The sequence below is a fragment of the Micromonospora sp. NPDC005298 genome, from assembly GCF_040607375.1.
Taxonomy (GTDB): Bacteria; Actinomycetota; Actinomycetes; order Mycobacteriales; family Micromonosporaceae; genus Micromonospora.
The window spans coordinates 1-12049 of the sequence record NZ_JBEXGP010000045.1; the positions used below are offsets into that span (position 1 = coordinate 1).

Sequence of the window (12049 nt, forward strand, 5' to 3'; positions counted from 1 at the left end):
GGCCAGCGGCGGTCAGGGCGGTCTTACGGATCAGATCGGTACGCATGATGGCGTGCTCCTCTGCCTGTCGGGGGTACACGACACACCCCGGGGGGGCGTGCAAAGCGGGGGGGGGAAGTCTTCTCACCCGGCGGCCCGTGCGGGCCGGCATCGGGAGACCGTGCAACAGCCGGGGACGGCGGACCATTCCAGGCCTCACGGCAGGCGGCTGCTTGATCGTGCCGGGGGATGTAACCGCGGCGGCCGGGCCGGTGTTCCCCGGGGACCACCCTCGCCCCCGCGACCCGAAGTCGCGGCGGCATGCCAGGTACAACGACCCCGCCCGGCCCCCGATTCCACCCCCAGGGTGACCCCGCCCACGGCACAAACCTCACAACGGCGGACACCACACATCACCGCACCCGGCCCGAACCGACATGCCGCCCATCCGGACCCCAACCGCCCCGACCCGCACACCCGTTGGATCTGGCTCCGTCCGGACACCTCTGCCGGGCACACGCGACGGGCTGGTGGCGCGGCCCTGTTCGAGTCGGGTGACACCCGCGACCGGGTACCTCTCCCCGCCTGGCAGGGAGAGCAGTAGCGGCTCGCAGCCGAATCCGACAGGCATCGCGAGCGGACTCAGCCTCGCGGGGATCGCCGGGCCCAGCACGCACCGGACGACACCCGCAGCGCGCCGACGAACGACCCACCCGCCCAAGATCGTGCTCGATCCAGGAAAGAGGCCCCTCAACGGCGCGGGAGACCACTACAACAAGGATCGAGCACGATCATGCGGGACCGGCGCGCCAGCGGCACCCGCCGGTGCGACCAACACGACGCCCACCCGCCGCGACCCCGCACGCGCGGACCCGGATCGCACACAACAGGAGGCGCATATGCCCACAAACAGGACGTCGGGCGGGATCGGGCACGGGCCGGACGGGGCGGGCCACGAAGCGGGGCCGGCACGGACCACGAAGCGGGGCCGGCACGGACCACGAAGCGGGGCCGGCACCGCGCACGAGGCGAGGCGGGCGGGACCGGCCGGCGAGCGCCAGCGGACGGCGTTACGCGCCGGGGGTCGTGGCCTCCGCGCTCTCGTCGGCGCGCTCGCCCATCCCGAGGGCGGCCAGGATCGCCTCGGCGGTGCGCCGACCCACCCCGGGCACCTCGGTGATCTCCTCGACGGTTGCGGCTGAGAGCCGCTTGAGCGACCCGAAGTGCCGCAGCAGCGCCTTGCGCCGCACCTCGCCGAGTCCGGGTACGTGGTCGAGTGCCGATTCGGTCATCCGCTTCGAGCGGCGTTGCCGGTGGAAGGTGATGGCGAACCTGTGGGCCTCGTCGCGGACCCGTTGCAGCAGGTAGAGGCCCTCGGAGGTGCGCGGCAGGATGATCGGGAACTCGTCGTCGGGGACCCAGACCTCCTCCAGTCGCTTGGCCAGCCCGCACAGGGCGACGTCGTCGATGCCCAGGTCGGCGAGAGCCTGTGCGGCGGCCGCGACCTGTGGGGCGCCGCCGTCGACGACCACCAGCTGCGGCGGGTACGCGAACTTGCGCGGCCGGCCGGTCGTCGGATCGATCAGCGCACCGATCTGCGGCTCAGCCGCGTCTTCCGGGGTGATCGGGTCGTCGGCCGACTCGACGCCCACCTCGCCGGTCTCGGCCCGCGCGTCCAGGTAGCGGGCGAAGCGACGGCGCAGCACCTCGGACATCGCGGAGAGGTCGTCGGTGGCGCCACGGACGATGAAGCGCCGGTATTCGCTCTTGCGGGGCAACCCGTCCTCGAAGACCACCATGCTGGCCACCACGTCGGTGCCCTGGATCTGCGAGATGTCGAAGCACTCGATGCGCAGCGGCGAGGTGCGCATGCCCAGCGCCTCGCTGATCTCGTCCAGTGCCTTGCCCCGGGTGGTGAGGTCGCCGGACCGTTTGAGCTTGTGTCGGGCCAGCGCGTCCTTGGCGTTGCGCTCGACCGTCTCCATGAGTGAGCGCTTGTCGCCCCGCTGCGGCACCCGCAGCGACACCCGGCTGCCCCGGTGGTTGGAGAGCCACTCCGCGAGGGCGTCGGCGTCGGCGGGCAGCTCGGGCACCAGCAGTTCCCGGGGTACGTCGGACTCGCCGTGCTCGCCCCCGTACACCTGGGTGCAGAAGTGGTGGACGAGGTCGCCGGTGGTCAGGTCCTCGGTCTTCTCCACCACCCAGCCGCGCTGGCCGCGGACCCGGCCGTCGCGGACGTGGAAGACCTGCACGGCCGCCTCGAGGGGGTCGTCGGCGAACGCGACGACGTCGGCGTCGGTGCCGTCGCCCAACACCACGGTCTGCTTCTCCATGGCGCGGCGCAGCGCGGCCACGTCGTCACGAAGTTTGGCGGCCCGCTCGAACTCCAACTGCTCGCTCGCCTCGGTCATCTCGCGTTCGAGTTTGCGGACCATGGTGTCGGTCTTGCCGGCCATGAAGTCGCAGAAGCCGTCGACGATGGCGCGGTGCTCGTCGGCGGAGACGGTGCCCACGCAGGGCGCCGAGCACTTGCCGATGTAGCCGAGCAGGCAGGGACGACCAACCTGGCCGGCGCGTTTGAACACGCCGGCGGAGCACGTCCGGGCGGGGAACACCCGCAGCAGCAGGTCGAGGGTCTCGCGGATGGCCCAGGCGTGCGAGTACGGACCGAAGTAGCGCACCCCCTTGCGTTTGGCGCCACGCATCACCTGCAGCCGCGGGTAGTCCTCGTTGAGGGTCACGGCCAGATAGGGGTACGACTTGTCGTCGCGGTAGCGGACGTTGAACCGGGGGTCGTACTGCTTGATCCAGGTGAACTCCTGCTGGAGTGCCTCGACCTCGGTGCCGACGGTGATCCAGTCCACCGACTCGGCGGTGGTGACCATCTGCCTCGTGCGCTCGTGCAGGTTCCAGACGTCGCCGAAGTAGGAGTTGAGCCGGCTGCGCAGGTTTCTCGCCTTGCCGACGTAGATCACCCGGCCGGTGCCGTCGCGGAAGCGGTAGACCCCGGGTAGCTCCGGGATGGTGCCGGGTGCGGGGCGGTAGGTCGAGGGGTCAGCCACGCCAGCAAGCCTAGCCAGCGGGTCGGACATCACCCCGGTTCGGGCCTCGGGTCAGAGGATCCGCGCGAAGAGATTTGACGGATAGCGAAACAACGAAGGTCAATTTCTGCGGAGCAGGCTAGCTTGCCTGCATGGGCGGTTTCACCGTAGATCCAGGCGAGGTTGCCGGCTTCGCGGAGCGGATACTCACCGCGTCCCAGGAGTTCGGCGATGAAATGCTGCTGGCGCAGGAGCAGTTCCCGGCTCCGTTGGCCGCCTTCGGCGACACGCCGACCGCGGGCCTGGCCTACGACGCCTGCCAGAGCGCGACGGAGGCGGTGATGACGGCCGCCGGCGCGCTGCACGCGGTGTTGGAAGGCGACGCCGACCGCCTCTACCTGGTTGCGTTCTCGACCCAGCAGACCGACGACGAGGCCAGCGGCTTGATGGGTGGGCTGTTCGGCGGGTCGACATGACCTCCCCTGGAGCACCCTCTACCGGGGCGCCGCCGACCCCGATCGTCACGGACGACCTGTGGTCCCTGAAGGCCGATCCGGAGCGGCTCATGGCCGCCGCCAAGTCGTGGCGCGGGCTCGCCGGTGCGGCTCGCGACAGCGCGGCGGACACCAAGCACGGGGCGAACGCGTTGTTCAACAGCGGGTGGAGTGGTGAGGTCGCCGACACGTACGCAGGCCACGGCCGCAAGCTGGTCGTGGACCTCGACGAGTTCGCGTCGCTGGCCGATCGCGGCGCTCGGGAGGTCGACCACCTTGCGGACGCGCTCGGCCGCGCCCAACTGCTGCTCAACGAGGACTGGAAGGCGTTGACCAGGGCGGTGCGGGTCGATCGGTCCGGCGACCGGGTGACCTTCACCCCGACCGACACGGCTGGCGCCGCCGCAGTGCACACCGCCATCGACGCCGCTGAGGCGATCCGCCGGCCGGCCTGGGAGGTGCATCACGAGGCGGCGGCAAACCTACGGGCGATCTCCGAGGGCCTGGCGACCATCACCGCCGCGTGGCAGCGGTTCGTCGGCGGCCCGTCACCGTTCAGCCTGCCGGACGAGCCGCCAGGGCCCAGCGTGATCCTCGTCGGGGGCCGGATGATCGTCAATGCCGGCAGTGGCAACGACGAAGTCCGCGTTGTCCGTGACCCGTTCAGCGGCGAACTCAGGGTGGAGTTCTCGCTCAATGGGGTCCCCGTCAGTCAGAGGGTGCCGGACGGCTTCGAGTTGACGATCCGCGGCGGGGCCGGTGACGACGATGTGTCGGTCGGCCCGGGTGTCGGCGCGGTAACCGTACTTGGCAGCTCGGGGGATGACCGCATCCACACCGGTGCCGGCGATGACATCGTGCTCGGTGGCGACGGTGCGGACACGATCGAGTCCGGGGCCGGTGACGACCACGTGAGCGGCGGCGCGGGCCAGGACTACCTGAGCGGCTTCACCGGTCAGGACAGGGTCATCGGCGGGGTGGGTCAGGACACCCTCTACGGCGGGTCGGGCAACGACCGCCTCTCCGGCGGCGACCACTACGACTTTCTCGACGGCGGCCGGGGTGCCGACAGCCTCGACGGCGGCCGGGGAGCGGACGTGCTCTCGGGCGGCCGTGGCGACGACACGATCGCCGGTGGCGCCGACGATGACACGATCTACACCGGCCAGGGCACCGACACCGTGTCGGGCGGCACCCATGGGGCCGAAGGCGATCTGGTGTACGGGCAGACGCGGAGCGAGATCGGCACAGCCGGCGCCGAGAGAGCCGACGTCTTCGACGGCGCTGAGCAGGTCGAGCACGTCGACGTCTCCAACGACCTCGGCTCCCGCCTGGTGATCGACGGCTCGGACGAGTTCACCGAGCGGGTACGGGACGACCTGGACACCTTCGAGTCCTCGCCGAACGGCCGGCTCATGCTGGATGCATTGGACGACACTGGGCGCGACATCCCCGTCACTGAGCTGTCCGGGCCCCCGCACGGCCGAGCGACATACAGCGAGTTCGGCGTGTCCAGCCTGGAGTACGACCCCACGTTTGACAACTTCCAGGGCGAGGCACCCCCATCAGCCGTGCTGTTCCACGAGATGGCGCACGTGTACGACCGCCAGAACGAGCTCACCCTCGACGGAAAGTACGTGAACCCGGACGATCCGGACACCGGAACGGGTGGCTCCAGCGAGGTGGGTGAGGGCGTGAACAACTCCGAACGCCAGGCCACCGGGCTGCCTGTCGACCGGGACGGCGACGGCGATTTCGGGATCGACGACCGCCACCCGATCGAATACACCGAGAACGGACTGCGCGCCGAGATGCGGTTGGACGACCGGGAAACCTACGGCGTCCCGGCGCCGTACGGCGAGGAGTACGGCGGCTGACCCCGCCGTGGCTGGCCCGACACGCCATGCCGCCCCCGTCCCCCGCCCTGGCGACGCGGGACGGGGGGGACGGGGGCGGGCGCGGTCAGGCCAGGGAGATCTGGTCTCCGGTGACCTTGATGTCCTTCGGCGGCAGGGGCTTGGTGGCCGGGCCGGCCTTCACCGAGCCGTCCTCGATCGAGAACTTGCTGCCGTGGCAGGTGCAGTTGATGGTCCCGCCGTCGACGTTCGTCACCGGGCAGTTCTGGTGCGTACAGATCGGGCTGAAGCCCTTGAACTGACCGGCGGTGGGCTGGGTGATCACCACACCCTCTGCGGCGAGGACCTTGCCACCGCCGACCGGGATGTCGTTCGTGGTGGCCAGCGACTGGGCGTTCTGCCGATCGCCGCCGCCGGCGTCGCCGGTGCTGGGCACCGCCGGGCCACCGCTGGTCGGCGCGGCGCCCTCGCCGCCGTCGTCGCTGCCGCAGGCGGCCAGGACGACGGCCGCGCCGACCGCCCCGACGCCGGTGAGAAGGGCTCGACGGGTCTGCGTACCCGGACCGGTCAGCGCCTGATCGTCACTCATGCCTCGCCTCTCGCTAGCCCAGTGCGCCGGGTCGAAGACCGGCCGCACTTCTTCACACGGGCCACTGTGCCGGATGGTTCATCGCGCCGCCGGGCCGACGCCGGAAATGCGAACGGGGCGGGCCCGACCGGACCCGCCCCGTACACATCGATCAGGCCCGCTCTCGCGGGGTCGGTCAGCGCGCGGCGGCCGGCACCTTGCGGCTGGCCCGCGCCTTCGTCACACCGTTGGCCTTGGCGGCCCGGGTGGTGGCGGCTGCCGCGCCCTTGGCCTCGCCGTCGAGCTTGAGCACCTGACGCAGGAACTCGCCGGTGTGGCTCTCGGCCACCTCGGCGACCTCCTCGGGTGTGCCGGTGGCGAGCACCGTCCCGCCCCGATGGCCCCCTTCGGGACCCATGTCGATCAGCCAGTCGGCCGTCTTGATCACGTCGAGGTTGTGCTCGATGGTGATCACCGTGTTGCCCTTGTCGACCAGCCCCTCGAGGACCATGAGCAGCTTGCGGATGTCCTCGAAGTGCAGACCGGTGGTCGGCTCGTCGAGCACGTAGACCGTCCGACCGGTGGAGCGCTTCTGCAGCTCGGACGCGAGCTTGACCCGCTGCGCCTCGCCGCCGGAGAGGGTCGGCGCGGGCTGACCGAGGCGTACGTAGCCCAGGCCGACGTCGACCAGGGTCTTGAGGTGCCGGTGGATGGCCGGGATGGCGGAGAAGAACTCGGCGGCCTCCTCGATCGGCATCTCCAGTACGTCCGAGACGGTCTTGCCCTTGTAGTGCACCTCGAGGGTCTCCCGGTTGTACCGGGCGCCCTTGCAGACCTCGCAGGGGACGTACACGTCGGGCAGGAAGTTCATCTCGATCTTGATGGTGCCGTCGCCGGAGCACGCCTCGCAGCGACCGCCCTTGACGTTGAACGAGAACCGCCCCGGGCCGTACCCCCGCACCTTGGCCTCGGTGGTCTCGGCGAAGAGCTTGCGGACGTGGTCCCAGACCCCGGTGTAGGTGGCCGGGTTGGAGCGCGGCGTCCGGCCGATCGGCGACTGGTCCACACCGACGACCTTGTCCACGTGCTCCAGACCGGAGACCCGGGTGTGCCGGCCCGGCACCAGCCGGGCGCCGTTGATCTGGTTGGCCAGGACCGCGTACAGGATGTCGTTGACAAGCGTCGACTTGCCCGAGCCGCTGACCCCGGTGACCGCGATCAGCTGGCCCAGCGGGAACGAGACGGTCAGGTTGCGCAGGTTGTGCTCGCGCGCACCGTGCACCACCAGCTCCCGGCCCGCATCCTGTGGGCGGCGCGTCGACGGCGTCGGGATGGACCGACGCCCGGACAGGTACGCCCCGGTGAGCGACTCCTTGTTCTTCAGCAGCGCCGGAACCGAGCCACTGTGCACGATCTTGCCGCCGTGCTCGCCCGCGCCGGGGCCGATGTCGACGATCCAGTCGGCGGTGCGGATGGTGTCCTCGTCGTGCTCGACCACGATCAGCGTGTTGCCGAGCCCGCGCAGCCGGATCAGGGTCTCGATGAGCCGGTGGTTGTCACGCTGGTGCAAACCGATCGACGGCTCGTCGAGCACGTAGAGCACGCCCACCAGGCCGGAGCCGATCTGGGTGGCCAGCCGGATGCGCTGCGCCTCGCCGCCGGACAGGGTGCCAGCCGGCCGGTCCAGGGAGAGGTAGTCCAAGCCGACGTCGAGCAGGAACCGCAGCCGGGCGTTGATCTCCTTGAGGACCCGCTCGGCGATCATCTTCTGCCGGTCGGTCAGCTCGATGCCGGCGAGCAGGTCGGCGCACTCCCCCACGGACAGGTTGCAGACCTCGGCGATGCTCTTGCCGGCCAGCGTGACGGCGAGCACCTCGGGCTTGAGCCGGGCGCCGCCGCAGGCCGCGCACGGCACGTCGCGCATGTAGCCCTCGTACTTGTCGCGGGACCACTCGGACTCGGTGTCGGAGTGCCGGCGCTCGATCCACTGCACCACGCCCTCGAAGCCGGTGTAGTAGGAGCGCTCACGGCCGTACTTGTTGCGGTAGCGCACGTGCACCTGGTCGTCGGAGCCGTGCAGGATCGTCTTCTGCGCCCGCGCCGGCAGCGCCCGCCACGGGGTGTCGACGTCGAAGTGCTGCGCCTCGCCGAGCGCCTCCAGCAGGCGCAGGAAGTATTCCAGGTTGTGCCCGGTGGACCAGGGCTGGATGGCGCCCTCGCGCAGGGAGCGCTCCGGGTCGGGGACCAGCAGCTCCGGGTCGACCTCCTTCTTGGTGCCCAGGCCGGTGCACTCCGGGCAGGCGCCGTACGGCGCGTTGAAGGAGAAGACCCGGGGCTCGAGATCCTCGATGGCGAGCGGGTGGTCGTTGGGGCAGGCCAGGTGCTCGGAGTAGCGGCGCTCCCGCTCCGGGTCGTCCTCGGGCAGGTCGACGAAGTCGAGCAGCACCAGGCCACTGGACAGGCCCAGGGCGGCCTCGACCGAGTCGGTCAGCCGCTGCTTGGCGCTGGGCTTGACGGTGAGCCGGTCGATCACCACCTCGATGGTGTGCTTCTCCTGCTTCTTGAGCTTCGGCGGCTCGGTCAGCGGGTGCACCACGCCGTCGACGCGGGCGCGGGCGTAGCCCTTGGCCTGCAACTCGGCGAAGAGGTCGACGTACTCGCCCTTGCGGCCGCGGATGACCGGGGCGAGCACCATGAACTTGGTGCCCTCGGCCATCGCGAGGACCCGGTCGACGATCTGCTGCGGGCTCTGCCGGGAGATCCGCTCACCGCAGACCGGGCAGTGCGGCTCACCGATGCGGGCGTAGAGCAGGCGCAGGTAGTCGTAGACCTCGGTGATGGTGCCGACTGTCGAGCGCGGGTTGCGCGAGGTGGACTTCTGGTCGATCGAGACGGCCGGGCTCAGCCCCTCGATGAAGTCGACGTCGGGCTTGTCCATCTGGCCGAGGAACTGCCGGGCGTACGACGAGAGCGACTCGACGTAGCGCCGCTGCCCCTCGGCGAAGATCGTGTCGAAGGCCAGGCTCGACTTGCCCGACCCGGACAGCCCGGTGAACACGATGAGCGCGTCCCGGGGCAGGTCGAGACTGACGTCACGCAGGTTGTGCTCGCGCGCGCCACGGATGATCAGTCGGTCGGCCACGGTGCGTGTACTCCCGGGAGAAGATGAAGCGGAGGATCTGTCCCGCTCTGGTGTGATTCGAAAGCGGTCGTGCGGGCGCGGAAAACGCGCCTCGGCAACTCTAGCCCCGAGGTACGACAGTTTTCCCCGCCCGCACATTCCCCCAGCTCAGCACGGTCGGCCGCGCACCCGCGAGCCCTCGCCGCACCGCCGGCGTCAGTAGCCGCCGGGCGCCGGCGGCCGGGCCGCGCGCCGTCGGGCCGACCGCCATCCACCACGCCGCTCGGCGGCCAGCCGCGCCTCCCGGCGTCGACTCTCGTGCGCCACCTCACCCTGCAGACGCCGCCAGCTCTCCCACCGACGGGTGGACAGCTCACCGCTGCGCAGCGCCTCCCGCACGGCGCACGCGGGCTCGCCGTCGTGCCCGCAGTCGGCGTACCGACAGCCCTCGGCCAACCCGGCGATGTCGGCGAACGCCCGGTCGAGCCCGACCAGGCCGTCGAGAAGGCCCACCGCCCGCACGCCTGGCGTGTCGATCACCGCCCCGCCGCCGGGGATCGGCACAAGTGCCCGCCAGGTGGTGGTGTGCCGCCCCTTGCCGTCGACCCGCCGGATCGCCTGCGTCGGCATCATCACCGCGCCGGCGAGGGCGTTGACCAGGCTCGACTTGCCCGCGCCGGACGGCCCGAGCAGGCCGAGGGTGCGGCCCGGGGCCACCTCGTCGCGCAGCGGGTCGAGCCCGGCACCGCGCTCGGCGCTGACCGGCAGCACCGGCACCCCGGGGGCGACCTCGGCGAGCTGTCGGGCCAGCGCGGGCGGGTCGGCCGCGAGGTCGGCCTTGGTCAGCACGACGATCGGCCGCGCCCCCGACTCGTACACCAGGGAGAGCAGTCGCTCGATCCGGCCGACGTCCGGCTCCGGGTGCACCGGCTCGACGACGGCTGCCGTGTCGAGGTTGGTGGCGAGCACCTGGCCGCTGGCGTCCTTGCCGGCGGTACGGCGGATCAGGGCGGTCCGTCGCGGCAGCACCGCCTCCACGGTGAGGCGACGGTCGGGCCACTGCCCGAGCAGCACCCAGTCGCCCGCGCAGGGCAGCGCGGACGGGTCCCGGGCGGCGGTGGCCAGCACCGCCCCGCCCAGGCTGGCCCGGACCGGGCCGGACGCGGTGAGCACCGTGCAGACCCCCCGGTCCGCCCGGGCCACCCGGCCCGGGCGGTACTCGTCCCGGGAGGCGGCGTACGCCGCGCGCTCGGCGTCCCAGCCGAGGGCGGTCAGGTCGATCGTCATGGCATCCTCATCGGTGTCGAAGCTGGTGATGGCGGTACACGCGTGCCACGTCCGGCATGGTCACCACCTCCGTCCGACGTCCCGGTGCCGCATCTGCCGCTGACGGTAGGTCGCGCGCCGACGCGCCGAAAGCGATTTCCCCTGCGACGGCGTGACCGGTTCACCGTTAGGGTCTACGGGTGACCACGGATCCGCTGCTGCTGATGGGTGAGGTGGACGCCGCCACCGGTCGGTTGCTGCGCACCGCGGCCTCCTTCGACGCCGCCGACGTGGCGGGCCCCTCGCTGCTGCCGGGCTGGACGCGCGGGCACGTGCTCGCCCACCTGGCGCGCAACGCCGACGGCTTCGTCAACCTGCTCACCTCGGCCCGCACCGGGGAGCAGGTGCCGATGTACGCGTCCCTCGCAGCCCGTACGACGGACATCGAGACCGGCGCGGGCCGGTCAGCCGCCGAGCACCTGGACGACCTGCGGCGCACCGCGGACCTGTTCGCCGAGGCGGTCGCGGCCATGCCGGTCGAGGCGTGGGCGGCCACGGTGCAGGCACGACGGGGCCCCTGGCCCGCCGCGCTGCTCGTCTGGGGCCGCCTGCGGGAGATCGAGGTGCACCACCTCGACCTGGCCGCCGGTTACGGCCCCGCCGACTGGTCGGACACGTTCACCCACCGACTGCTGCGTGAGGCCGCCAGCCATCACGCGACGGGTGCGACACCGCCGTCACTGGTGTTGCGCGTCGACGGGAGCCCGCACGAGGTGGTCATCGGCGACCGGGCCGACGCCCCGGTCGTCTCCGGTCCCGCCCCCGACCTCGCCGCCTGGCTGATCGGCCGTGGCGGCGGCGACACGCTCGCCGTCACCCCCGACGGTCCCCTGCCTACTCCACCGGAATGGATATAGAAACCTCATGACCTACAGCGGAGATGTCACCCACGGTGGCGCGCCGGCGGTACGCGAGCTGGACGGGCTCACCATCAGCAAGTTGTCGGTGGGTCCGATGGACAACAACGCCTACCTGCTGCGCTGCACGGGCACCGGCGACCAGGTGCTGATCGACGCCGCCAACGAGGCGCCCCGGCTGCTGGAGCTGATCGGTGACGGTGGGCTGACCGCCGTGGTGACCACCCACCAGCACATGGACCACTGGGTGGCGCTGGAGGAGGTGGTGGCGAAGACCGGCGCGCGGGCGCTCGTGCACGCCGACGACGCGGAGGGGCTGCCGATCGAGGCGGAACGTCTCGCCGACGGCGACACGGTTCCGGTCGGCGACTGCGCGTTGGAGGTCATCCACATCAAGGGGCACACCCCGGGCTCGATCGCGCTGCTCTACCGCGATCCGACCGGCACCCCGCACCTCTTCACCGGCGACAGCCTCTTTCCCGGTGGTGTCGGCAACACCGACAACGACCCGGAGCGCTTCGCCGCGCTGATCGACGACGTCGAGCACAAGGTGTTCGACAAGCTTCCGGACGACACCTGGTTCTACCCCGGCCACGGCAAGGACAGCACCCTGGGAGCCGAGCGCCCGGCCCTCCCCCAGTGGCGAGCCCGCGGCTGGTAACGCCCTAGAAGATCGACACCCCGGTCGGCAGGTCGCGCGACCACCGGACGAGCCGCCAGCACAACGGGGCGGGGGCCTGCCGTGCCCGGCGCAGGGATCAAGCCCCGGCCTCTGCACCGACCTGATGTCCGGCAGCAGCGCCCCGG

Annotated in this window: 8 protein-coding genes; 4 read left to right on the plus strand and 4 right to left on the minus strand. The window is 71.4% G+C overall.

Annotated features, from left to right (window positions below):
• Positions 1 to 1049 precede the first annotated feature (1049 nt).
• Positions 1050 to 3041 (minus strand): excinuclease ABC subunit UvrC, encoded by a 1992-nt coding sequence (uvrC, locus tag ABZS77_RS29925; RefSeq protein WP_354829674.1) that lies wholly within the window; start codon positions 3039 to 3041, stop codon positions 1050 to 1052.
• Positions 3042 to 3172: 131 nt separating this feature from the next.
• On the opposite strand from uvrC, the gene ABZS77_RS29930 reads away from it, so the two are divergent.
• Positions 3173 to 3496, plus strand: coding sequence for a hypothetical protein (locus ABZS77_RS29930; protein ID WP_354829675.1), 324 nt, complete (start codon positions 3173 to 3175; stop codon positions 3494 to 3496).
• On the plus strand, positions 3493 to 5391 hold the full coding sequence (locus ABZS77_RS29935) for a M91 family zinc metallopeptidase (protein ID WP_354829677.1): 1899 nt from the start codon (positions 3493 to 3495) through the stop codon (positions 5389 to 5391). Before ABZS77_RS29930 ends, ABZS77_RS29935 begins: the two co-directional genes overlap by 4 nt.
• A gap of 85 nt (positions 5392 to 5476) precedes the next feature.
• On the opposite strand, the gene ABZS77_RS29940 is transcribed toward ABZS77_RS29935, so the two are convergent.
• From ABZS77_RS29940 to rsgA, 3 genes are all read right to left on the minus strand, one after another.
• A complete protein-coding gene (locus ABZS77_RS29940) occupies positions 5477 to 5959 on the minus strand; it encodes a Rieske (2Fe-2S) protein (RefSeq protein ID WP_354829679.1) in 483 nt (160 codons plus the stop codon).
• A gap of 175 nt (positions 5960 to 6134) precedes the next feature.
• On the minus strand, positions 6135 to 9080 hold the full coding sequence (gene uvrA, locus ABZS77_RS29945; protein WP_354829681.1) for an excinuclease ABC subunit UvrA: 2946 nt from the start codon (positions 9078 to 9080) through the stop codon (positions 6135 to 6137).
• Between the two features lie 195 nt (positions 9081 to 9275).
• Positions 9276 to 10346: a ribosome small subunit-dependent GTPase A gene (gene rsgA, locus ABZS77_RS29950; RefSeq protein ID WP_354829682.1), complete on the minus strand. Its 1071-nt coding sequence runs from the start codon at positions 10344 to 10346 to the stop codon at positions 9276 to 9278.
• A gap of 179 nt (positions 10347 to 10525) precedes the next feature.
• Here rsgA and ABZS77_RS29955 point away from each other — a divergent pair, with 179 nt between their 5' ends.
• A complete protein-coding gene (locus ABZS77_RS29955) occupies positions 10526 to 11242 on the plus strand; it encodes a maleylpyruvate isomerase family mycothiol-dependent enzyme (protein WP_354829684.1) in 717 nt (238 codons plus the stop codon).
• 7 nt (positions 11243 to 11249) lie between these two features.
• Positions 11250 to 11903 carry an MBL fold metallo-hydrolase gene (locus ABZS77_RS29960; RefSeq protein ID WP_354829685.1) on the plus strand — a complete coding sequence of 218 codons (654 nt, stop codon included), beginning with the start codon at positions 11250 to 11252 and terminating at the stop codon, positions 11901 to 11903.
• Positions 11904 to 12049: the final 146 nt, after the last annotated feature.